Origin of the sequence: Allobosea sp. LC85, from assembly GCF_000735605.1 — a bacterium.
Taxonomy (GTDB): Bacteria; Pseudomonadota; Alphaproteobacteria; order Rhizobiales; family Beijerinckiaceae; genus Allobosea.
Map to the genome: position 1 here is coordinate 1 of NZ_JPKG01000032.1, position 23,670 is coordinate 23,670.

18 protein-coding genes are annotated in these 23,670 nt (G+C 66.5%); 6 read left to right on the forward strand and 12 right to left on the reverse strand.

The window, feature by feature from the left end; genetic code table 11:
* Window positions 1-408: 408 nt before the first annotated feature.
* Window positions 409-1,302 (forward strand): alpha/beta fold hydrolase, encoded by an 894-nt coding sequence (locus tag FG93_RS15645; RefSeq protein WP_043235953.1) that lies wholly within the window; start codon window positions 409-411, stop codon window positions 1,300-1,302.
* 16 nt (window positions 1,303-1,318) lie between these two features.
* Here the strand turns inward: FG93_RS15645 and FG93_RS33960 are convergent, their stop codons facing one another.
* The 6 genes from FG93_RS33960 to FG93_RS15675 form a co-directional block, all read right to left on the reverse strand.
* The gene (locus tag FG93_RS33960) at window positions 1,319-2,101 is read right to left on the reverse strand and encodes a hypothetical protein (protein WP_052513822.1); all 783 of its coding nucleotides are present in this window, start codon (window positions 2,099-2,101) and stop codon (window positions 1,319-1,321) included.
* An 11-nt stretch (window positions 2,102-2,112) separates the two neighbouring features.
* Window positions 2,113-4,458, reverse strand: a complete 2,346-nt coding sequence (locus FG93_RS15655) for an OmpA family protein (protein WP_081881575.1) — start codon at window positions 4,456-4,458, stop codon at window positions 2,113-2,115.
* 177 nt (window positions 4,459-4,635) lie between these two features.
* Window positions 4,636-5,997, reverse strand: a complete 1,362-nt coding sequence (locus FG93_RS15660) for a porin (RefSeq protein WP_043235956.1) — start codon at window positions 5,995-5,997, stop codon at window positions 4,636-4,638.
* A gap of 430 nt (window positions 5,998-6,427) precedes the next feature.
* Window positions 6,428-10,747, reverse strand: a complete 4,320-nt coding sequence (locus FG93_RS15665; protein ID WP_052513823.1) for a translocation/assembly module TamB domain-containing protein — start codon at window positions 10,745-10,747, stop codon at window positions 6,428-6,430.
* Window positions 10,747-12,696, reverse strand: a complete 1,950-nt coding sequence (locus FG93_RS15670; protein ID WP_043235958.1) for an autotransporter assembly complex family protein — start codon at window positions 12,694-12,696, stop codon at window positions 10,747-10,749. The genes FG93_RS15665 and FG93_RS15670 overlap by 1 nt, the downstream gene beginning before the upstream one ends.
* A gap of 251 nt (window positions 12,697-12,947) precedes the next feature.
* Complete coding sequence (locus tag FG93_RS15675; RefSeq protein WP_043235959.1) at window positions 12,948-13,703, reverse strand: fumarylacetoacetate hydrolase family protein; 756 nt, start codon at window positions 13,701-13,703, stop codon at window positions 12,948-12,950.
* Window positions 13,704-13,900: 197 nt separating this feature from the next.
* Here FG93_RS15675 and FG93_RS15680 point away from each other — a divergent pair, with 197 nt between their 5' ends.
* Both FG93_RS15680 and FG93_RS33855 read left to right on the forward strand, forming a co-directional pair.
* Window positions 13,901-14,254, forward strand: a complete 354-nt coding sequence (locus FG93_RS15680; protein ID WP_043236096.1) for a VOC family protein — start codon at window positions 13,901-13,903, stop codon at window positions 14,252-14,254.
* Between the two features lie 75 nt (window positions 14,255-14,329).
* Complete coding sequence (locus tag FG93_RS33855; protein WP_280114144.1) at window positions 14,330-14,464, forward strand: hypothetical protein; 135 nt, start codon at window positions 14,330-14,332, stop codon at window positions 14,462-14,464.
* 46 nt (window positions 14,465-14,510) lie between these two features.
* On the opposite strand, the gene FG93_RS15685 is transcribed toward FG93_RS33855, so the two are convergent.
* The 5 genes from FG93_RS15685 to FG93_RS15705 all read right to left on the reverse strand — a co-directional run bounded on the left by FG93_RS15685 (window position 14,511) and on the right by FG93_RS15705 (window position 19,740).
* Window positions 14,511-15,428 carry a dihydrodipicolinate synthase family protein gene (locus tag FG93_RS15685; RefSeq protein WP_043235960.1) on the reverse strand — a complete coding sequence of 306 codons (918 nt, stop codon included), beginning with the start codon at window positions 15,426-15,428 and terminating at the stop codon, window positions 14,511-14,513.
* A 46-nt stretch (window positions 15,429-15,474) separates the two neighbouring features.
* A complete protein-coding gene (locus FG93_RS15690) occupies window positions 15,475-16,986 on the reverse strand; it encodes a tripartite tricarboxylate transporter permease (RefSeq protein ID WP_043235961.1) in 1,512 nt (503 codons plus the stop codon).
* A gap of 30 nt (window positions 16,987-17,016) precedes the next feature.
* Window positions 17,017-17,505 carry a tripartite tricarboxylate transporter TctB family protein gene (locus FG93_RS15695; protein WP_043235962.1) on the reverse strand — a complete coding sequence of 163 codons (489 nt, stop codon included), beginning with the start codon at window positions 17,503-17,505 and terminating at the stop codon, window positions 17,017-17,019.
* Window positions 17,506-17,651: 146 nt separating this feature from the next.
* A complete protein-coding gene (locus FG93_RS15700) occupies window positions 17,652-18,647 on the reverse strand; it encodes a tripartite tricarboxylate transporter substrate binding protein (RefSeq protein WP_081881577.1) in 996 nt (331 codons plus the stop codon).
* A gap of 64 nt (window positions 18,648-18,711) precedes the next feature.
* Window positions 18,712-19,740 (reverse strand): 4-hydroxythreonine-4-phosphate dehydrogenase PdxA, encoded by a 1,029-nt coding sequence (locus FG93_RS15705; protein WP_043236100.1) that lies wholly within the window; start codon window positions 19,738-19,740, stop codon window positions 18,712-18,714.
* Between the two features lie 181 nt (window positions 19,741-19,921).
* Here FG93_RS15705 and FG93_RS15710 point away from each other — a divergent pair, with 181 nt between their 5' ends.
* The 3 genes from FG93_RS15710 to FG93_RS15720 all read left to right on the forward strand — a co-directional run bounded on the left by FG93_RS15710 (window position 19,922) and on the right by FG93_RS15720 (window position 22,933).
* Window positions 19,922-21,340 (forward strand): flagellar basal body P-ring biosynthesis protein FlgA, encoded by a 1,419-nt coding sequence (locus FG93_RS15710; protein WP_043235964.1) that lies wholly within the window; start codon window positions 19,922-19,924, stop codon window positions 21,338-21,340.
* Between the two features lie 45 nt (window positions 21,341-21,385).
* Window positions 21,386-22,072: a GntR family transcriptional regulator gene (locus tag FG93_RS15715; protein WP_043235966.1), complete on the forward strand. Its 687-nt coding sequence runs from the start codon at window positions 21,386-21,388 to the stop codon at window positions 22,070-22,072.
* Between the two features lie 363 nt (window positions 22,073-22,435).
* On the forward strand, window positions 22,436-22,933 hold the full coding sequence (locus tag FG93_RS15720; protein WP_052513825.1) for a DUF4142 domain-containing protein: 498 nt from the start codon (window positions 22,436-22,438) through the stop codon (window positions 22,931-22,933).
* A gap of 254 nt (window positions 22,934-23,187) precedes the next feature.
* On the opposite strand, the gene FG93_RS15725 is transcribed toward FG93_RS15720, so the two are convergent.
* Window positions 23,188-23,607, reverse strand: coding sequence for a GNAT family N-acetyltransferase (locus FG93_RS15725; RefSeq protein ID WP_043235967.1), 420 nt, complete (start codon window positions 23,605-23,607; stop codon window positions 23,188-23,190).
* Window positions 23,608-23,670: the final 63 nt, after the last annotated feature.

The following is a 23,670-nucleotide window of genomic DNA, read 5'->3' on the forward strand; positions in this document are numbered from 1 at the left end:
TAGGCCAATATGACCAGAACCCCTGCGCCGGACAGCCCAAAACCGGCCGATATCCGTCAAAAAATCGCGCCCACAACCCAAACTCGCGGAAACGCAGCAGGAATTTCAGCAGCCTGCTAGACCATCGGACCGGGCATCATATCCGGTCCGATGGTCTAACCTACTGTGTTTGCATCGACTTTCTCGGAAGCCGCAATCCACTTTTCGGGCCGATGCCTGAGTTCGCATCGGCTTTGCCCCGAAAACCGCAATCCACTTTTCGGGCCGATGCTTGAGGTATTTCCGACCCTTCGGGGTCGGAACGCATTTCGCCTCTTCTGTTCCGGTGCATTTTCTTGACGCGGACCGGTGCCCGGTTCGCCTGAAAATGCTTTAGTCCTGCCCTCTTGCAGTGCCGCCGGAGGGCGAATGGATTCTGACAGCGGTTTCCGCTCCTTCTTCATCAGTGCCCGCGACGGCCTGAAGCTCCACGCCCGCGATTACGGCCCCCTCGCCTCTCACGCCCTGCCGGTGGTCTGCCTGCCGGGCCTGGCGCGGACGGCTGCCGACTTCCACGAGCTGGCGATGGCGCTCGCCGAGGACGAGGCCAGGCCACGGCGCGTCCTGGCACTCGATTATCGCGGGCGCGGACGCTCCGCCTATGATCGGAACTGGGCCAATTACGATATCCGCGTCGAACTCGACGACCTGATGCAGCTGCTTACGGCGGCCGGTATCGAAGCGGCCGTGTTTGTCGGAACCTCGCGCGGCGGCCTGTTGACGATGGCACTGGCGGCGGCGCGCCCGACCATGATCAAGGGTGTCGTCCTGAACGATGTCGGCCCGGTGATCGATGCGCGCGGACTGCTTCGGATCCGTGGCTATGTCGGCAAGCTGCCGAGCCCACGCAGCTTTGTCGAAGGCGCCGAAATCCTCAAGCGCCTGTCTGACCAGCAATTTCCGGCCTTCGGCGAAAGGGAGTGGGAGACCATGGCGCGACGGACCTGGACCGAGCGCAACGGACATCTCGTCACCGATTACGACCCCAACCTGATGAAGATCCTGGAGGAGCTTGACCTCGAAGCCCCCCTGCCCGTGCTCTGGACCTATTTCGCCGGGCTGAATGCCGTACCGATCCTGGCGATCCGTGGCGCCAATTCCGATCTCCTCTCGGAGGAGACGCTCCGCGAGATGGGCGCGCGCCATCCCGATTGCGAGATCTTCGTCGCCCCCGGACAAGGCCATGCGCCGCTGCTCGGGTCGAAGGACATGGTCCGACGCATCGGCAAGCTGATCGGCAAGGCGGAAAAGCGCGCAGCCTGAACCTTGGGACCAGCCCTTACGGCCGCTTGCCGTCGGCTCCGTCCTCGGAGATGTCGGCGACATTGTCCCGACCCTGCGTGCCGTCGTCACGCGAGGTCGCGACCTCACCGGCCCGGGCCCGTGTCGAAAACGCGGTCTCGATGCCGGCGGCGAGCGAACGGGCCTGGGCAACCCAGTCCTCGCGCTCGATCCGCCCGGGAAAGGCGAGATAATGGCCGACCCACTCGATGTTCTCGGGCGTCCAGGCTGCGATCTGGTCGAAATGCCAGATCCCGAGGCCATGCAGCTTGCCCTCGTTCTGCTGGCCGATGCCCTTGATCAGTTTGAGATCGTCAGCCGCGTCGCTGCGCGCTGCGACAAGGCCGGATGGCCGCCTGCCGGGGATGCGATTCTCGCCTTCGACCTTGTCCAGGAGCGGGGCCGACTGCGCCAATGCCGGCTTCGCCGCCGCGACGGCAGGTGCGGACGGTGCCTCCGGGATCGAGCCGAGATTGGCGCCGGCGATGGCGACGACCGAATCGCGATGAGCGACTATCGTGCGGGCAAAGCAGGCCAGACAGCAGCCTGCCAGATAGGCCGCGACATAGAGGAGCGCGGTTTCCAGCCAGAGCGCAGCGACGCCGTTCACCACCTGTAACCAGGTGAGCGCGGCGACCATGGCACAGACGCCCACGACGAGGGGAATCGGACCGGCCCAGAAACGGACCTTCCCGCCCGTGCAGGTGATCCAGCCCATGGCAAGGCCGATGCCGAAGGCTGCGAGCAGGAACCAGGCGAACTGGGTGGCCAGGTAGAGCATGCCAGCGATCCCTACTTCTCGACCGTGAACTGGACGCGCCGGTTCATGGCCTTCGCCTCGGGCTCGTCATGGGGAACAAGCGGCCGCTGCGCGCCAAAGCCCTTCGGCTCGAGCCGGGCGGCGCTGATGCCGCGCATGACCATCTCATCAAGCACGCGCCGGGCGCGCCGGTTCGAGAGATCGACATTGTCGAACCCGCGCCGCTCGCCATCGAAATTGGCATGCCCTTCGATCGTGACGCGCACATCCGGGCACTGCTTGAGGATCGCGGATGCTTCCGCCATCGCCCGCTCCGTTGTGGCATCGAGTACGACCACAGCGGTGCCCTGGCCGAAAAGCACGGATTGGCGCCTGGTCAGGGCATCGAGCTCGTTCTGACAGGCGTTGGGCGGTGCCGTGACGCAGCCGGTCTGGCGCAAGCCGATCTCAGCCTGGCCTGCAAAAGCGGCCGGCAGCCCGCTTGCCGCGCTGGTCTCGACCTCGCCCTTGATCAGCTCGCGGCAGGTCAGCCCCCGGAGCTCGACGCTGCTATCGACCAAGTGCGCAGTGCCGAGATCCAGTCTGAGCAGATCGGTCACGGCGACGCGAGCTGCGCCGCTGAAACCGGCGGGCGCCCCCGGAACGATGCGCGCCTCGTCCAGGACCTTGCCCTGCAAGGGCGAGCCATCCAGCAACCCCAGCAGCGCCGAGCGCGTCTGCTCATCGGGCAAATATCCGGACAGAGCGACGCCTGAGCGATCCGCGGAAATCGTAAGTCCATAGGGGCGCAGGCCAAGGCCAGCGAGGTCCGGCGTGCCGGTGAGGCCTCCCGGCAAGGGCTGCTGCCGCAGCGCGGCCTCGATCGCGCGCCAGGCCTCTTCGTCGGCAACGACGCCAGACAGCGAGGCTTGCGTTCCCTCGATGGAAACCACCCCGCTGCTCATCCTGCCAAGCAAATCCAGCAGAAAGCCGGTCGCCGTGCCGAAATCGGGAGCCTCGCGCAGCTTCGCTTCGCCCGTCATGCGATCGGTGACCCGGCCGGCAGCCGCCCCGCGGTCAGCAGAGTGCAGCACTCTCTGCCGCGCCGCCTCATCGGGAACGAGGCCGCTCAGCACGGCGCCCTGCTCGGTCTTCTCGGCCCGCCATTGCAGCGGAACCGTACGCTGGGGCACCGCGAGCACCGGGATGGGCGCTTTCACCTCGCCAGCGCTGGCGTGGGAGCTCCCGGGCGATGGCAACTCACCGCGCTGAGGCGCAGGAGGCGTTGAAGGCTCCAAAGGCGCAGGAGGCTCTGCTGGAACGAAGAGCGGCGGAATCTCCGGCAGGGGTGGCATAGGCGGGGGCGCCGGCGGACAGGCGATACTGGCCTGCGCAACCGAATCCGGCCCGTCAGTCTGTGCGATCAGCAACTGCAGGGCCTGGCAGGTTTCGAAATCCTCGGGCCCGTCTCCCGACAGCCTGTAGGTGCCGGCATCGAGCTCGGCCTTGCCGCTGCGGAGCCGTGCAAGGTCGCCAATGGCGCGCGTGACCTTGGCCAGGAAGGCGCCCGGCTCGCCAAGGGCTGGTTTCGTCTGATCATCGATGCGAGCGGGCTCGGGAAAGCCGCGCCGCAACGCTGCCGAAATCTGCTGCCTGGCCTCGTCCGACGGGTAGAAGCCGGTGACGCTCAGCCCACCATCGACGCCCTTTTCGATAGCCCAACGGTAAGGCGCGATCGTCGGCGGCTCGAGGGCGCACTCGACGGCGGTGAATCCGCCCTGGCTCAGGGAGGCAGTGCTCTCCCGCAGCGCAAGGAAGCGCTCAGGCGTCGTCGCCTTGCCTTCGATGCAGAAGCGCGTGTCGTCCAGCGCCACCTTGCCGCTCGAGAGACCGGCCAACTCGCCCAGGATTTTCTGTGTTACGGCAGCAAAACCGGCGGGTGCACCGAAGGCGAGCATCTGGCGATCGTCGATGCGCAGTCCCGGCACGGCCGCACTCGCCGCGGAAACATTCGCAGTCGCCGTCGCCTCGTCGGGCACGAAGCCGCTCAGCGTCACCGCATCGCGTTCACGCGTCGCCGACCAGCTATAAGGCTTCTGCGCGACGACCTGGGACAACCCCCCGAGCGCCCGGCGGATGCCGAACTGACCCCGCAACTGCACCATGGCCTTGGCCGCGCCATCGGCCGAGAGCGCTTCGCCACCGATCAGCACGTCGCGCCCGGCAACGAGCGCCATCACCGGCCTTGCGCCAGGTGCCTCGCCCGCGGCCTGCGTCGCCACCGCTATGGCGCGGCGGCTGACATCGTCCTGAACCGCAGCATCGAGATAGAGGTTGCCGGCGCTCCAGAGCAGCGCCAGCGGCACGAGCCCCCATAACCAGTTTGCCGGCTGCGCCATTCCCGCTCCCCGCGTCGGCACAGACTTGTCAGGCCCTTACCGATCACCGTCCCCAGGCTGTCAAGTCACGCCGGTTCAGATCATCGTGTCAAGTGAGTGAATGAGTCTAACCCACGATATCCAAACGAAAAAAGCCCCGGGTTTCCCCGGGGCTTCCGACTAGGATCGGAGAACCGATCAGAAGTCGCGCTGGATGCGCAGACGGCCGGTGAGGGCGTCGTCCGACTTGATCAGGAAGCCGGTGCGGTTGCCGAAGTTGTCGACCGCGAGGATGCGGTTCTTCAGCTCAACCTTGGAGTAGAGAACTTCCACGCCGATATCGAGACCCGAAACCGGGGTCCAGACGAGGTTGGTGCCGATGATGAACTCCTTCGGGTCAAGCTTCACAGCGTTGACGCCGGCGCCAAGAACGGCCGGCTGAACAGCCGCGCCCATGTCGAGCTCAGAGTACGAACCATAGACTTCCGAACGGATGGTCGGGGTCCAGTAGTGCTTCAGGCCGGCAACGATGGCCCAGCCCTTCGTCAGCTTCGAGCGACCGTTGGTCGGATCGACGACGATATCAGCCGCGGTGAGCGAGCCGAGACGGCCGTAGCCGAAGGCGCTGCCGTAGCCGAGGTAGGAGTTGGCGCCCTCAGCGTAAGCCGCCTGCAACCACAGGACGTCGCCAGCGGCGAGCATCGGCAGGTTGAACTTCAGACCGCCCTGGATGGCCCACACGACTTCGTCGTCGCCAACCTGAGGAGCGAAGCCGACCACACCAGCCGGGATCGAAGCGGTGCTACGCTGACCGATGGCACCCGACAGCTGAGCCGAGCCCCAGCCCTGGGTCACGTTCAACGCACCGACGAGGTCCGGATACTGCTGGCCTTCAAGGACGATGTTGCTGCCGAACGCAAGCGCGTTGCGGACGGTGGCGTCACGGCCGACGGCGCGATCTTCGAGCGAGATCGTGGCCGAGAAGCCCGAGCCGAAGGTCGCGGTGTAGGCCAACAGGTTCGGGCTGGTGTCCGAGCCGCGGAGCGAGCTGAAGCCCAGGTCGTTGGCGTAGAAGTCGAAGAACGACTGCGCGCGACCAGCGGTGATCGGGCCGAACTGGATGAAGCCCTTGTCGAGGTTGATGACCGTCGAGGCAGCAGCACCGCGAGCGCCGTTGGCGAAGATCGCGCCGGAGTTCAGCGCGCCGTAGCCGTACGCACCCGAGGAGATCGTGACGTCATAGCGGATGAAGGTACGCAGGGTGCCGTAAGCGGTGGCGGTGCGCAGGTCAACGTTCAGACGGCCGCGAGCGCGGGTGCCGTACGAGTCCTGCAGGTCGCCCCAACGCTCGCCGAAGGTGTACTCAGCGCGGAGACGGCCACCGATGCGAAGGCAGCTATCGGTGCCCGGGATGTAGAAGAAGCCGCTGCCATAGGCGGTGCAGACGCGAACGTATTCGACCGGAGCGGCCTTCCGCGAGGGAAGGTCGGCGGCCTGAGCCCCGGCAACCGCGGCGAAGCCGGCGGCAGAACCGAGGAGGAGGCTCTTAACGAGCTTCATTGGTAACCTCCAAAAGAGTTTCGAGACCCTCGGGCTTCAGCGTGTTCTTGACGACCGGCCCCAGGAGACCAAACCGGCGAACCCGCCTATCCCGGCCTTTCGCCCACGTCCCTGAACCATTCAGAGGCGAAGACGAAAAACAGCGACCGGGAACGTCCCGACGCATCTCCACCATACGAATGCCGGGAGGCCGATCAACCGAGATCACACCGCCGCGAGGCCGGAGGGGGTGCTTTGAAACCCGGTGTTGCAGGCGCGCCACGCTTTGAGGGTCGAAATTTACCAGCCGTTAACCGCACGCCCCGGCTGGGCACCTCCTGCAGGCAAAAGACGGCGGAATCACGGCCTGTTCGAATCGGCGGCCCGTTCGAATCGGAATCACCGCCTCAGCTGCAGCCGCAGCCGCCGGAACGGAGCGCCCAGGCGCCGGTCAGTATTCCCACTCGGCGCCGACGCCGACGGCTGCGCTGCCATCCGCACCCGTCTCGGCCTGGATGCGAAGCCGCTTCGTCACGTCGATGCCGATCGAGACGCCGCTATCCTCGGGCTTGGCCCCGGCCTTGATTCCGATCGAGACGTTGTCGCCGATATAGCGGGAGACACCGACCGTCGGGCCGCCGGCGCCGAACTGGATGTCGAGATTGTCGACGCCGAGCGACTTGCGCAGCTTCTCGAAGGCATCGTCGCCGCCGGTTCCCGCGAATTGCGCGGCGGTCTGCGCCAGCTGCAGGGCCTGGAACGGCGAGAGCGAACCGGAGGCACGGGCGAAGAGCAGGCGCGACAGAACCTCGTCCTGCGGCAGCTCCGGCTGGGAGTTGAAGGCGAAGGCGGGCTGGTCCGCCGGACCGGTGACGAGGATTCGCGCGGTCACGTCCGAGGCGCGGGTCTCGGCGACGAAGTCGAGCTCGGGAATCACCCCACCAACGAAGGTCAGCCGGCCACGGCTGAAATCGAGCCGCTGGCTCGCCACCGACAATCGGCCGCGCCGCAGATCGAAGCCGCCATCGAGCACGGGGGCAGAGAGCGTGCCGCCGACGCGCAGTTCGCCACCAAGTTCAGCGTCGATCCCGCGACCACGGATGAAGACGCGGCTCGGCGCGGAGACGGTGACGGCGAGCGCGGCATCGAAGGCGGGCGCGGCTCGCCCGCCCCTGTCGGCGCTGCGCGCCGCCTTGCGTTGTGCGGCAAGCCGCACCGCTGCGGTGCCCTTCGCGTTGACGTGGCGAATCCCGTCGACGGGACGTAACGAAGCCGGCAACCGATCCGGCACCGCGACATCGAGCGAGATGATATCGACACGCCCCTCCACGCGCGGGCGCTGCGCCAGGGGGCCGGCAATCGCGAGATTGAGGTCGGCAACCGATGTCACGATGCCGTTCGAGACAAGCTGCGCACGGCGTCCCTCGATTCTGATCTCGCCCGGGAAACCGGCGGCGGGGTCGACGCGGACCTGGCCCGACGCCGACAGCGTGCCGCCATTGGCCGAGCGGGCAACCGCGCGCTCGATGCGCAGATTGTCGCCATTGGCAGCAATGCGCGCTTCGATCCCGGTCAGCCGCACGCCCTGGAGAGCGTCGGTGAAGCTGCCATTGGCGAGCGTCGCGGCGCCGTTCAGCTCCGGCGCAGCCGCCGTGCCGCCTGCCCGCAGGTCGAGCGTCACTGCACCGGTCAGCCGCTGCCCCTGCGCTGCCAGCAGCGCGTTGGCGAGGGCAGCGTCGAGCTTGCCCTGAATGGTAAGCGCCAACGCGCCGCTTGCGCTCAAGGGTGCCGTGCCGCGAACCGCGAGATTGGCGCCGCGGCCGGCCGTCAAGGTTGCATCGACGCTGGTCTGCCGGCCGGAGAATTGACCATTGCCGCTGATCTCGACCGGAGGCAGGCCGGCGTTCCGGGTTTCGGGCGTCACCAGCCGCGCGATCCGGAGCTGCCAGGGACCGCTGAGATCATCCGGCTTGCCGGACACCTGCGCCTCGGCGTTCAAGGTGCCGGACAGGTCGAGCTTCGGGGCCACCAGCTTGACCGCAGAAAGCGGGATGTCCTTCGCATTCACGCGCAGATCGAGGGTCTCGCCCGCACGGCCGTCCAGGCTGAGCCGGCCGGCATCGATGGCAAGCGCCAGCTTCGAGATCTCGACGCCGCCGGCCGGAAAGCTGAGCGAGGCGGGGTTGGCGAGCGTGATGCGCCTGCCCTCGCGCCGGGCATCGAAGGAGGCGATGTCGAGACGCAGCGGATCGCCCGGAACGAGCTGACCGGCTCCGTTGAGCGTGAAGCCCCGGGCGTTGGCGCTGAGAGTGAAGGCGCTCGCATCCGGCCCGCCCTTCGAATCGAAGCGGATCGCGTTGATCGCCTCGCCGGCGATAACCGCGCGGTCGATCGCGATCGCGGCGTCGATCGCCGGGCGACCATGGAGATCCGTGGCACCGACGCTGGCATCGAGCTTGTCGAGCGAGACCCCGGCGGCATTGATGCGCGTGCCCTTGGCTTTCAGGTCCAGGTTTTGCCGGCCTTCGACGAGCGCGAGCACGATATCCGCATCGAGCTGTCCGCCGAGTTTGGTGAGGGCAAGGGCCGAGAGATCGTCGAGATTGCGCGCGGCGAGCGTCAGCCGGCCGGCTGCCCGCCTGGCCTGGTCGAGCGTGACCGCGCCGGTGAGCTTCACCGAGCCGATGGCGAGATCGAGCTTCGACAGGTCCCAGGCATCGTCGGGCAGGCGTGCGAACTGCAGCGTGCCGGTCGCGGGCTTGCCCTCGATCTCACCGGCGAGCGTCGCGCGCGTATCGAGCGCGCCCTGCAGGTCGCGGATCACGGCATCGATCGCCAGCCGTGGAATCGGGCGGCCGAGCGCGCTCGCATTCGTCACCGCAATCCGTGCCGACGCATCGAGCTTGTTCTGCGGTCCGGTAAGCTGTGCCGTGATCTCGCCCCTGCCGGAGAGGCGCGGGTCGGCGCGCTTCAGGTCAGGCAGGGAGACGACGGCCCGCAGATCCGAGCGCTCGCGGCCGACCCCGCCATCGGCGGTGAAGGCGACATGCTGCCCGGCGAGACGAAGGCCGCTGACATTCACGCCGCCGCCGGCCAGCGTCCCGACGCGCCCGGCGAGCGTCAGATTGCCGGCGAGCAGCCGGTCGAGCGCCGCCTCCCCGGTCCCGATCTGATCGCCGCGGCCATCGAGGGTCGCGGAATAGATGTTCTGGCGCGGCACGGCATCGAGATCGGCGCCGAGTTGCGCCTTGCCCGAAAGCCTGCGGCCGGCAAGGCCGCTGAGCCGCGAGAGATCGGGCAGGACTGCGCGCGCCTGCCCCAGGATGCGCGCCTTGCCGAGCTGCCCCTTGTAGTCGAGTTCCACGCCGGACATCGCGAGCCGCAGCGTCTCGAAATCGGCACTGCCCTCGCCCCGCCCCGTCGCGCGCAGCGTGAAGACGATGCGGTCGCCGACGACGCGGGCGAGCTTGGCATCGGCCAGCGCCACGCCGGTCGCTTCTCCATCCGAGACAAGCGCGATGCGCGTGTCGGCATTGCCGATCGGTCCGTTCGGCGTCGCGGTGAAGCGCGCCACGAGCTTGCCAAGGCGACCGGTCGGCAGGCGCGCATCCTGTGCATCGAGCGAGGCGACGACGCGCGGCCCGTTCACGGGGCCGTTGATCGTGGCGTCCAGGGCGAGCTTGCCGATCTCGCTGCCGGCGGCAACGGTGCGGCCGTTGGCGTTGGGCACGGCGGCAGCCGTGACGCGAATATCGAGGTTCTTGTCGGCACCGTAGCGGCCGGCGACATCGAGACGCGCCAGTGCCGAGACGAGCGCGATGTTGCGCAGATCGACGGCCCCATCATCGACGAAGCCGACCGTGCCGTCGAGGCGGGTCGAGCCCGCAAAGATCGGAGCGGCCGGCGCCGGCATCAGCCCCTCGATGCGGGCATCGAGCGCCAAGGCAAGATCGCGGCCATTGCCGACACGCGAGAGAACAGCCGAGCCTTGCGCCCCGATGGTCGGTCCGGCCGTGAACGTCAGGGTCGAGCGGAAGGCGTCGAGCGGGCCATCGCCATTGAGGTCGAGCTTGACGGGCGGCTGGTCCGGGAGGTTTGCGACACGCGCGATCAGGCCACCCTGCGGCTCGTCGACCTTGCCGGCAATCTGCAGGCGCGTGGTCTGCGGCACGAAACCGAGCCTCAGCGTATACTCCCCTGGCGCGTCGAGCCGGCGCGCCTCGAGCCGCAGCAAAAGCCCTTCGGACGGTGCGCCCAGCGATGCGGCCCCGGTCGCGCCCAGCCGCGCCGGCACGCCGATGATCGGGGCGCCCAGCGACAACTCGCCGAGCTGGAAGGCGGTGATGTTCACCTTGACCGGCAATTCCGGCAGGAGCGGCTGGTCGCTGGTCGGTGCAGCGGCCGGATCGGCTATCGGCTTGCGCAGGATCTCGAGCTTGCCGATCTCGAGCCGGTCGACCTCGAGCCTGCCGAGCAGCAGGGCCGTGCGGGTCCAGATCAGCCGCACGCGATCGACCCTCAGCCAGGCGCCATCCCGATCGGAGAGAACCACATCGCGGATCGTCGCGTCGGAGGTCAGCGCGCCATCGACCGCGCCAATCGAGACCTGGCTGTTCGGCGTCGACAGGGCGCGCGAGATCAGATCGGCCAGAACTCCGCGATCACTCTGGGCATTCTGGGCGAAACCGCCGAAGCGCGCCGAGACGACCAGCCCCACGACCAGCAGCAGGGCCAGATGCGCCAGGCGCGAAAGGGTCAGCCGGTTGCGCATCAGAAGGCCTGCCCGATGCTGATATAGACCGCCACCGGCTTGTCGCCCTTGCGCGGATTGAGCGGGGCGGCGACGTCGAACCGGATCGGGCCGATCGGCGTATAGTAGCGCAACCCGAGACCGGCCGACATCCGCAGCGTCTGGTTGAAGGTCGGGAAGCTTTCCTCGAATGCGGCGCCAACGTCGAAGAACGGCACGATGCCGATGGTATTGGTGATCTTGATCCGTGCCTCGACCGAGCCTTCGAACAGGCTGCGTCCGCCGATCAACTGGTTGTCCGGGCCCAGCGGCGACAGCGTACGATAGGCGTAGCCGCGCACCGAACCGCCACCGCCGGCGTAGAAACGCCGCGTCGACGGAATCTCGTCGAGCGCCGCACCGGCCACCGAGCCGAAGCCGATGCGCCCGGCCAGCACATAGCGGGCCTCCTCGTCGAGCGCGTAATAGCCGGACACCGCCCCCTTGGTCTGGACGATGCCGACCGTCGACCCCAGGAAGGTCGGGTACGGCGCCACGGACGCCGTGACGCGGACACCGCGCGTCGGATCGAGCAGGCTGTCGGTCGTGTCGTATCGGACCGAAAGCGGGATGCCGACGAGGGTGTAATCGACCTGGCCGAGCACATCGCTGGTCTGGCCGCGCTCGACTTCGAGGCCGGCCTGGACCGAGAAGGTGTCGCTGAAACGCCGGCGGATGCTGCTGGTGACATTGGCGTAGCGGGCGGTGTAGCCGCCATAGCGACTGGTACCGACACGCTCGCGCGTCGCGAAGCCATCGACCAGCAGGTCGTAGCGGGTTCCGTTCAGCGCCGGCTTCATGAAGCTGAACGCAAAGCGCCCGCCAATGTCGGATCGCTCGAAATCGCCGAAACTCTGGATCTTGGTACCATCGATGCGCGGAGCGAGAAAGAGATCGCCCTCGAGCCTGAGCCGCTCGGCGCCGCCGAGCAGATTGCGGTGTTCCCAATAGGTCCTGACCGCCGGACCATCGATGGTGGAATAACGGGCCGAGAAGCCGATCAGCCGTTTCGGCCGCTCGGTGATGTCGACGAAGATCGGCAGGTTGCCATTGGCGTCGAGCCGGTCGCCCTCGCGGATGCGGGCGGAGCCGATGGCGGGAATCGAGGTGATCGATTTGCGCGTATCGGCCAGCGCCTTGGGCGAATAGGGATCGCCCGGCTCCAGATAGATGAAGGAGCGGACGACATGCGGCGGCACATCGACCGTCCCGTCGATCGCGACATCGCCGAAACCGGCAACCGGCCCGGGCTCGACGACATAGGTCACGTCCATGATCTTCGCCGCGTGATCGACGACCGGGCGCAGCGCGACCACCCTGGCAAGCGGGCGCGACTGGTTGCGCAGGTAATCGACCAGCGAGGCCTGCGCGGCGCGCAACGCGGCCGCAGTTGCAGGATCGCCCGATTTCAGACGGGCCACCTTGTGGGGATCGGCAATGGCACCGCCCGCGCCCTTGCCCTGTTCGACGACCGCGACATTGCGCAGGCTGAAGAGCGGGCCGGTCGCAACCCGCACGACGATCGGCACCGGCGCCCGGTTGCGATAGGCTTCGAGCGTACGCACCAGCGCCGGGCCCGGCTCGCTGCCGAGGCGCAAACCGTTGCCGTCGACCGCGATCGTCACATCCGCATTGAAATAGCCCTGCGACCAGAGAGCATCGATCAGCGGGTTGAGATCGGCGACCATGCGCCGGGCCAGGGTCTCGCCGTCGGGTGGCGCATCCTGCCTGAGCCGATAAAGCAGCGAGGCGTCGCGCAGGGTCTGCGTCAACGCCTTGGCATCGACGGCCCCGCTCACATCGAATTCGAGCTGATAGGGCAGCGTCGCGCTGCTCACCGCAGGCGGCTTATCCTTGGAGCCGAACAGGCCGAATATGTCGAGCGAGGAGAAGTCGAAGGCCTCAGCCGGCGCAGGCTGGATTGCAAGCATAGCGGCGAAAGCGTAGCCGCCTCCGCCTGCAACCCTGCGCACCCTACGCCGCAAACCCCGCATCAATCCTCCAACGCAACACTATCAAGACCAATAGAATGAGATGTTTTTGTGGTTACGCCTCGTCATGACCACAATTCAACTCGCCAAAGCTGTCCTCGGCGCTGCCGCAGCCAGCGATACTTGCCTCGGGCTGCGCGACGATCGGGCTCCCTTGTAAGCTGCCTCCCCGTGCATGGGCCTTGCCAATGTCAGGCCAGCGCGAAGGAAATCGCGGCGAGCGGATCGAGCCTGGCGATGACCGGGCCGAGATTCGGCGCGAGCACGCCGCCGCAAAGGCTGCCGGTGGTGATGATCTGGCCGGCGACCAGGCCGCCAAGCGCGCTCTCGGTCTCGCGATTGGCCCAGGCCAGCACCGGGGTCAGCGGGTCTCCATTGGCGTGATGGGCGGGCTTGTCATGGAGCACGTCGCCGTCGAGCTCGATCGTGCAGGTCAGATCGGCAATCTCGTCCAAGGCCTCGAAGGGAACGTCCTGGCCGATCAGATAGCCGCCATGGCCCATCGCATCGGCCAGCCAGAGCGGGAATGGAACATGGGTCCAGTCGGCGATGCGGCTTTCGATGATCTCGACGCCGACGAAGGCGCTGTGGCAATGCTCGAGCAGTTCGGCGCGGCTATAGGGTTTGCCGGGGCGGCGCGGCATGTCGCGCCCGAGGCGAATGCCAAGCTCGACCTCGAGGCGCAGCTCGGCTCCGGGCACCGAGCGATAGGTATCGCCCGGCTTCAGGAACGGGCCGGGCATCAGGCCGACGAGCCCGCGACCATCCGTGATCGAGACCTTCCAGCCGAGATGCGCATAGCCCATATCGCTGCTGACATCGGCCTGGACCGTCAGGGCCGATTCGAGATCGGCCGGAACGGGAAGCGTCTCGATCTCGACGAGGCTGCGGCTGCGGCGCGCCTGGACAAAGGCTTCGCGCAAGGAGGTTTCGGTCGTCGTCGGCATGCGTCTCGCCCCTGTCGGTCTGAGCCTGTGGATGTGCATCGTGCACAGGAGGCCCGGTGATTGCCAAGCTGCTACAGCAGCACGGCGCCCTTGAACAAGATGCGCGTCGGCAGCGCCCCTGATCCTTTGCCTCCTGCCGGATCATGACGGGAGGCCGCTCCATGAGATCAGACGAAGATGAATCGAAGGAGAACGTCATGAGCCCATCGCCCAATGACCGGCGCATCGACTATGTCGAGTTCGTCGTCGCCGATCTCGACCAGGCGCGTGCCTTCTACGAGAAGGCCTTCGGCTGGACGATGACCGAGTACGGCCCGGAATACTGCGCCTTCTCTGACGGCCGTCTCGAAGGCGGCTTCACCACGCAGGGCACGCCGCAGCCCGGCGGGCCGTTGGTCATCCTCTATGCCGACGATCTCGCCGCGGCGCAGGCGCAGGTCGAGGCCGCAGGCGGGCGCGTCGTCAAGCCGGCCTTCGATTTCCCCGGCGGGCGGCGCTTTCACTTCGCCGATCCCGACGGCTACGAGCTTGCGGTCTGGACGAAGGCGTAAGGGCTTTCGCCCGAAATCCCGGGCAAGACGCCCCTTTTCGTGCTAGGATTGCCACTGCAAATGTGGAGGCAACCCATGCGTGCCATCGGGCAGTTGCTGTCGGCCTACATCACCTGGCTGTCCACGGTGTTCCAGGTGACGCCGGAATTCATCACGAGAGATCGGCGCGGCAACCTGCCGCCGCCTTCCGGCGGCATCGGGGCGTACTGACCCGACGCTGATCGTCTCCCGGCGGGCGCCGCACCGGCGCGCCGCCTCATTTTCCCCAGCGCAGCGCCAGCGGATCGAGTTCGCGCGCCAGCTCGATCAGGCCCTCGCGGGTCTTCGGGTGCAGCGGCGTCAGCGGGTGGCGGACGGCCTCGCTCCTGATCACGCCGCCCTCCTTCATCACCGCCTTGGCCGAGCGCAGGCCGCACTGGCGGTTCTCGTAATTGATGATCGGCAGCACCTCGCGATAGAGCGACGCCGCCGTCTCGCGATCGCCGGACGCATGCGCGGTCAGGATCGGCTTGATCAGGTCGGGGATCATGGCGCTGGTCATCGTGCCGGTCGCGCCGGCATCGAGATCGGCCATCAGCGTGATCGCCTCCTCGCCATCGAACGGGCCGACCACGGCCTCGCCGCCCGCCTCGATCAAGGCGCGCAACTTGTTGGCCGTGCCGGGAACCTCGATCTTGAAGTAGCGGACGAGCGGGACCTCCTTCGCCAGCCGCACCATGAAGGGAACCGTCATGGTGACGCCGGAGAGCGGCGCGTCCTGCAGGATGACCGGAATGCCGCAGGCATCGGTGACATGCCTGAAATGCTCGATCATGCCCTGCTCGTCGGCCTTGAGCAGCGCGCCGTGATAGGGCGGCATCATCATCAGCATCTTCGCGCCGGCATCCGCCGCGGCCTTGGCGCGCTGCGCGGCGATCCGGGTCGAGAAATGCGAGGTCGTGACGATCACCGGCACGCGGCCGGCGACCTGCTCGATCGACAGGCGCATGACCTGGTCGCGCTCCTCGTCGGTGAGCAGGAACTGCTCGGAGAAATTGGCCAGGATGCAGATGCCGTCGACGCCCTGATCGACCATCAGGTCCATGACACGCCTGTTGCCCTCGATGTCGAGGTCGCCATTGTCGTGGAAGATCGTCGGAGCGATCGGCAGAATGCCCTTGAAGGGTTCGGTCATGGTCGGTCTCTGTTTTCGAAGGTGAGACGGAGGGTCGAAGCAACGGTCAGGCGGGGCGCGCCGCGCGGCCGCCCCTGAGACGGCGCAGGCCTGAGCCGAGCAACGGCATGACCAGCAGCAGGACACCGATCGACATCAGGGTCGAGACCAGCGGATTCGACCAGAAGATCGAGAGCGACCCTTGCGAGAAGATCATCGATTGCCGGAAGGCATCCTCGGCCTTGTCGCCGATGACCATGGCGAGCACGAGCGGCGCAATCGGATAATCGAGCTTCTTGAAGAGGTAGCCGACGATCCCGAAGATCAGCGCCAGCCAGATGTCGAATTCCTTGCTGGCGACGGTGAAGGCACCGATGAAGCAGATGATCACGATCAGCGGCCCGACGATCGAGAACGGGATGCGCAGGATCGAGGCGAAGAGCGGAACCGTCGCCAGCACGACGATGACCGCGACGACATTGCCGAGATACATCGAGGCGATCAGGCCCCAGACGAAATCCGGTCGTTCGATGAAGAGCATCGGACCGGGATTGAGCCCCCAGATCATCAACCCGCCCATCATCACGGCAGCCGTCGCCGAGCCGGGAATGCCAAGCGCCAGCATCGGCAGCATCGCGGCCGAACCAGCTGCGTGGTCGGCGGTCTCGGGCGCGATCACGCCCTCCGGCTCGCCCTTGCCGAACTTGCCGGGATGGCGTGAGGAGCGCTTGGCCATGGCATAGCTCATGAAGGAGGCCGCGGTCGGGCCTCCGGGCGTGATGCCCATCCAGATGCCGATCACGCTGGAGCGCAGCAGCGCCACCCAGTAGCGCGGCAGCTTGGCCGCGGTCTTCAGAACGTCGGTGATCCTGACCTTGGCGTGGATACCGTCGAATTTCAGGCCCTCCTCCATGGTCAGCAGCAGCTCGCCGATGCCGAACAGGCCGATCACCGCGATGAGGAAGCTGACGCCGGCGAGCAGTACGTCGAGATCATAGGTCAGCCGGACGCTGCCGGAGACCGAGTCCATGCCGACCGAGGCAAGCGTAAAGCCGACGCCCATCGAGACGATCGCCTTCAGCGGCGTGGCTCCGCCAAGGCCGATGAAGCTCGCGAAGGTCATGAAATAGACCGCAAAATACTCGGGCGAGGAGAATTTCAGCGCGAACTTGGCAACCCAGCCCGAGAGCAGCGTGATCAGGATGACGCCCGCCATCGCGCCGAACCCGGCGGAGAGGAACGCGAAGGACAAGGCCTCGGCCGCCCTGCCCTGCTTCGCCATCGGGTGCCCGTCGAATGTCGTCGCGACGGAGGACGGCTCGCCAGGGATATTGAACAGAATCGATGTGGTCGAGCCGCCGAACAGCGCCCCCCAATAGAGCGAGGTCAGCAGGATGATCGCCGAGACCGGGTCCATCGAGAAGGTCAGCGGCAGCATCAGCGAGACGCCGTTGGGCGCGCCGAGTCCGGGCAGGACACCGACCAGGATGCCGAGCAGGACGCCGGCCATCATCAGCAGGATGTGGTGAGTGGTGAGCGCGACCGAGAAGCCGTGCATCAGGGAGGCGACATTATCCATGAGACGGCACCGATCCGGAAAGGGAGATGATCACAGGCCGAGGAAAGACTCGACCGGCCCCTTGAGCAGGCCGATCTGGAAGAACTTTTCGAGCGCGAAATAGAAGAGCACGGCCGTCACGAAGGCGGTGCCGAGCGAGGCGAACCAGCCGTACCGGCCCTGGAAGCGCATGGTGAAGACGAGGTAGAGGATCGTCGCGACATACATGCCGAGCGTGACGCTCAGCACGGCGAAGGCCAGCATCGGCAGGAAGAAGGCGGCGACGCGCCTGGCCTGCTCGCGATCGAGAAAGACGTCCTGCAGATTGCCGGTTCCGGCAAAGCGCTTGCCGAACGTCAGCAGCAAGGTGCCGAGGCTGGCGAGCGCGACAAGCAGACCCGTATAGAAGGGGAAGGCGCCCGGCTGCGGCCCAGAAGAATCCCAGCCGACGCCGAAGTCGAGTGCACCATAGACGATGCCGAGGCCGAAGAGCATCGTCACCACGGCCATGGCGGATTCAGCCCAGAAGCGGGTGATCATGGCAGCCTCCTCCAGCGAACGGCTTCAGGCCGTCTCTTCGCATTCAACACCCTTGTCCCGGTCCTGTTGAAGGCGCCGGGGCAAGGCCAATCATGAAACGATCTGCCGCCGCCCGGCCTTCCGGCCGGCGGCGGCAGGGAACCACCTTACTTGACGACCCAGCCTTCGGCTTCGAAGGTCTTCTTGTTCGCGGCCTCGTCCTTGGCGACGAAATCAGCGAATTCCTTGCCCTTCATGAAGCGGCCGGTCTGCGAGGTGCGGGTGACGAATTCCTGCCACTCCGGCGTCTTGCTGACCTTCTCCATGATGCCGGCGTAGAAATCGACCGCGTCGGCGGGGACTTCGGCCGGCAGCCAGACCGTGCGCGGCATCTGGAAGGTCTCGAGCTGGAGGCCAGCTTCCTTGCAGGTCGGGATATCGCCCCAGCCCTTGCCCTCGAAGACCGGCTCACCCTTGGCGAGACGCGCCGGGCTGAACACGCAGAGCGGCTTCACCTGGCCGGCCTTCCACTGGCCGATGTTCTCGTTGGGGTTGTTGACGTTGGAGTCGATGTGACCACCGGCGAGCTGCACGGCGGCCGCGCTGCCACCCTGGAACGGCACGTAGATCCACTTCACGCCAGCGGCTTCCTGGATCATCGAGGTCAGCGTCTGGTCGGTGTCCTTCGACTGGCTGCCGCCCATCTTGAGCGAACCGGGCTTGGCCTTGACCGCGTCGATATAGCTCTTGGCGTCGGCGTAGGGGGCCTGGCCATTGACCCAGAGGATGAACTCGTCGAGGGCCAGCGCCGAGACCGGCGTCAGATCCGAGAGCTTGTAGCCGAGCTTGGCGACATAGGGCAGCAGATAGGCATTGTTGGTGCCGAAGATGACGCGGTGGGCATCGCCCTTGCCGGCGCGGCCATGGATATAGCCCTCAGCGCCGCTGCCGCCGCCCTTGTTCACCACCACGATCGGCTGGTCGAAGAGCTTGTGCTTGGTGATGATCGACTGGATGACGCGGGCAAAATTGTCGGTGCCGCCGCCAGCGCCCGAGGTGACCACGAATTCCACCGGTTTGGTGGGCTGCCAGGCCTGCGCGGCCGTTGCACCGGCCAGGCTGAACGCGACCGCAATACCAGCCGCAATGCTCGTCTTTTTCATTCGTCTCTCCCTTCGTGATTAGATGCCGGGCGGCTCATGAATCGGCTGCCCGGCCGCGGTTATCTCAAGCCGCCTTGCGTGCGGCCCTTCCTTCATTCGCCATCTTGATGGCGAGGCTGAGCGCCGCGCGGGTCGCGCCGAGATTGGCGATGCCCTTGCCGGCGATCTCATAGGCGGTGCCATGCGCCGGCGTGCAGATCGGGAACGGGAAGCCGCCGATCAGCGTGACGCCGCGATCGAAGCCGATCAGCTTCATCGCGATCTGACCCTGGTCGTGATACATCGTCAGGACGGCATCGAAATCGCCGTTCCTGGCGCGCAGGAAGACGGTGTCGGAGGGGAACGGCCCCTCGACGGTGAAGCCCCTGGCCTTGGCCTGCTTCACCGCCGGCTCGATCGTCTCGATCTCGTCACGGCCGAAATTGCCGCCGTCGCCGGCATGCGGGTTGATACCGGCAACGGCGATACGCGGCGGGTTGAAGCCGGCAGCACGCAGATTGCCATCGGCCAGCGTCAGCGCCTTGAGGATGCGCTCCTGGCTGATCGCGGCCGCAACCTCGGACAGCGGGATATGCGAGGTGACACGGGCGTTCCACAGCCCGTCGAGAATGTTGAACTCGCTGGCATCGCCCTCGTAGCCGATGGCATCGCGCACGAAGCGGATCTCGTCGTCATAGCCGGGATAGGCGAAGCGCATCGCGGCCTTGTTGAAGGGCGTGAAGAATACGGCATCGGCCCTGCCTTCGGCAGCGAAACGCAGGGCGCGACGGAAATTGTCGGTCGCCGCCTGGCCGCCGGCGAGCGTCGCCTTGCCACGCTCGAGCGCGGCCGGATCGTGATTGGCGAGATCGATGAAGACCGGCTTCACGGACTGGGCCGGAATCTCGTCGCCCTCGCGAATGACCAGAACATCCGGGTCGACCTTGGCGTCCGCAGCTCCGAGATCGAGCAGGCGCTTGTCGCCGAAGACGACGTAACGGGCAGACGAGCGCAGATCGGGCTCGAGCAGGATGCGCGCCAGCAATTCGGGGCTGATGCCGGACGGATCCCCCATCGCGACCGCGATCGTCGGCAGTGATCCGTTTGCGCGCATGTCCATCGCTCTCATTCTCCCACATGGCCGGATGTGATCAGGGCCAGACTTGGCCATCGACCTAGCATAGCCCTCCAAACGCTACAAGTATGCTGTATGCAGCATAACCGTCTTGCTATAGGCTCAGCGGAAAGTGGCGGCCGGTTCAGAGTCGCGACGCGGCGCCCCGGAGGATCTGCCCATGAATTTTCATTCGCTCTACAGCGGCATCAAGACCCCGATCGAGACCTGCCTGGTCGGCAGCGGCGGCTTCGGCCAGAGCTTCCTGGGCCAGGCGCAGCGCATCAGGCTGATCAATGCGCGCATCGCGGTGGACATGACCGCCGAAGGGGCGGCCCGCGCCATGGCGGCGGCCGGCATCCCCGCCTCCGACATTGTCGCCTGCGAAACGCCGGCGGAAGCCAAGGCGGCCTGGGCGGCCGGGCGCCACGTCGCCGCAGGCAGGCTGGAGACCGTCATCGACCTGCCCTTCCACCTGCTGATCGAGGCGACCGGCAGCCCGGAAGCGGCAACCCGTCACAGCCTGGCGGCGATCGAGGCCGGGCGGCATGTCGCGCTTGTGTCCAAGGAAGCAGACAGCGTCGTCGGCCCCGGCCTCGCCCGCATGGCGCAGGACAAGGGCGTCGTCGTCACGCCGGTGGACGGCGACCAGCCGAGCCTGCTGATCGCCCTCGTCACCTGGGCCGAGGTGCTCGGGCTGGAGATCATCGCCGCCGGCAAGTCGAGCGAATATGATTTCGTTCTCGATGCCGCGACCGGTGCGGTGACCTGTAACGGGGTGACGCATTCCCTCCCCGAGCTGCGCGACCATTGGCTCCCCGGGACGCGTTCGATCGTCGGCAATGCCGCCGAGCGCGCCCGTATCCTGGGCAGCGCCTTCCCGCTCAGGGCCGTGCCCGATCTCTGCGAAATGACGCTTGTCGCCAATGCGACCGGGCTTGGGCCCGATACGCCCGGCTTCCATGCGCCACCGGCCCGCATTCCCGAAATCGCCGATCTGTTCGCCGAGCGCCGCCGGGGCGGCCTGAGCGCCGGCACGCGCCGCGTCGATGTCTTCCACCACATCCGGCTGGCGGAGGAAGCGAGCTTCGCCGGCGGTGTCTTCGTTGTCGTGCGTTGCGAGGACGATGCCACCTGGGACATGCTTGCCGGCAAGGGCCATGTGGTCAGCCGCACCGCCAATACCGCGATGCTGTACCTGCCGCGCCACCTGCTCGGCGTCGAGGCCGCGACCAGCATCCTCGACGCGGCCGGGCTCGGCCGGTCCGGCTATGGCGAGGATTATCGTCCGCGCTGGGATCTGGTCGCCGTCGCGGAACGGGACCTGCCGGCCGGCATCGTGCTCACCATGGGCGGCCATCACCACAGCATCGACAGCGTCGGCGCCGAAATGCGCCCGGCGGCCGCGCTCGCCAATGACCGCCCTGCCCCGTTCTATCTGGTCGCCAACCGCAAGCTGGTTCGCCCCGTGGCGGCCGGCGCAGCGATCAGGCTCGGCGATGTCGAGATCGATCAGGGCTCGGTCCTGCTCCAGACCCGGCGCAGGCAGGATGAGATCTTCGCCGAAAGCGCGGTGGAGCGCGCAGCCGCGGCGCGTTGACAGGCTGACGACCCCATGCCGTAACGATGAAAACGAGGGACGGCGATGACAAACGAAGCCGACATCACCCGGGCCGCGCCGGATATCTATCCGCGTATCACCCGGCGGACCCTGCATGACGAGGTCCTGGAACGCCTGCGCGACATGATCATCGAAGGCCGGCTCGCCCCCGGCCAGCGGATCAACGAAGGGCAGGTCGGCGCCCAGCTCGGCGTCTCGCGCACACCGCTGCGCGAGGCGATCAAGACGCTGGCGAGCGAAGGCCTGGTCGAGATCCAGCCCGCCAAGGGCGCGATCGTGCGTCGCTTCACCGAGAAGGATCTCGCCCAGATCCTGCAGGTGCTGAAGACGCTCGAGCAACTGGGAGGCCGGATGGCCTGCCAATTGGCCAGCGACGAGACGATCGAGGCGATCCACGCGCTGCACAGGCAGATGCTGGAGCTCTATGAGGCCACGAACCGGCTCGAATATTTCAAGCTCAACCAGGCGATCCACAGCGCCATCGTGGCCGCCTCCGGCAATGCCGTGCTGATGGAGATGCACGAGACCCTGCAGGCACGGATCAAGCGGCTGCGCTTCATCGGCAATGAAGGCCCGGTGAAATGGGCCGGGGCCGTGGCGGAGCACGAGGAGATGATCGTTGCGCTGAAGAAGCGCGACGCGGACGCCCTGGCCGACGTCATCGGCCGGCATATGGACTCCACGCGGCTGCGCGTCAGCGACGTCCTCTAGATTATTGGACCGGATATCGGATCCGGTCCGATGATCTAAGCTTTTGTGATTGCATCGGCTTTCCCGAAAACCGCAATCCACTTTTCGGGCCGATGCTTTTGTGATTGCATCGGCTTTCCCGAAAACCGCAATCCACTTTTCGGGCCGATACCTTTGTGATTGCATCGGCTTTCCCGAAAACCGCAATCCAGTTATCGGGCCGATGCCTTTGTGATTGCATCGGCTTTCCCGAAAACCGCAATCCAGTTTTCGGGCCGATGCCTTAGCCGCCGCGCCTGGAGCTGGGAACCTCCGGGGGGGATTGCAGGTTACTCCCCACGGGCCCGGCATATCCTGCGGGCCCGGCATATCCGCGAGGAATTGATGAGAGCAGTCCTGCTTGCCCTGGTGGCACTGGCGTTTTGCGCTTCCCATGCTCCGGCGCAGGAGCCGCTCCAGGCCGATGAATTCGTCAAGAAGGCCGCGATCTCGAACATGATGGCGGTGGAGCTCGGCACGCTCGCCTTGCAGAAGAGCTCGTCGCCCGAGATCAAGGCCTTCGCGCATCAGGCCGTCAACGACCGTACGACCGCAGGCACCGGCCTGCGCCAGATCGTGGCGAAGCGCTCGGGCATCGCCCTGCCCGAACGGCCCGATCAGGCGCATCAGGACATCCTGCGCGAACTCGGCAACAAGAAAGGGGCCGAGTTCGACCGCGCTTATGTCACCGCGCAGAAGCGGGCCCAGGACGAGGCGATGGCGCTTTTTTCCAGCTACGCCCAGACGGGTGCGGACGCCGAGCTGAGGACCTTCGCCAGCAAGACCCTCCCGCTCCTGCAAACGCAGGGCGAACTGGCGCGAAAGCTGCCGGGCGCCGACTGAGCCGCGGGTTCCATTCGCCGCTCGCTGGCGATGCGCCGAAACCCTGATTGCGGTGCCTGCGCGATCTCGCACGTGACAGGTCCCGAGCCTAGATCGCCGTGCGTCCATTCGGACGCAGGCGCGGCGATCCAACTCTTTGTTTGAGCATCGGATTTTTCCGAAAACCGATTCCACTATTCGGTCCGATGATCTAACCTTTTTTGTGTTTGCATCGGCTTCCCCGAAAACCGCAACCCACTTTTCGGGCCGGTGCTTTAGAGCCGGCAGGCATACATGACGAAGACGCCGCCCGATCCGAATGGCTGCTCGTAAAGCGCGCGCGCCGGCTCGTTGTCCAGTTCGGTTCCGACCCAGGCCTCCTCGCAACCGAGTTCGCGGCCCCAGTCGAACATGTCGGCGAGCATCCGCCGCGCCAGACCCTGGCGCTGCAGCGCGGGAGCAACGGCGACCTCATCGATATAGAGTTCCGTCTTCTTGTCGGGATGGCGATGGATCACGGCTGCGACCTGCGCCACCACCACGCCCTTGCGAATCCCGACAAGCATGAGATGGCCCGGCGAGGCGAGATAGGCGCGCAGCCTTGCCGGATCGACCGGCTCGTCGAAAACATCCTCGTCGACGCGATCGAACAGGGCCATGTCCGCCGCGGTCACTCGCCTGATCTCGACGTCCACACTATCCTCCCCATTGACAGTCACCCGGCCCTCGCCTCCGCTTGTCGCAAAACAGGATGGGGA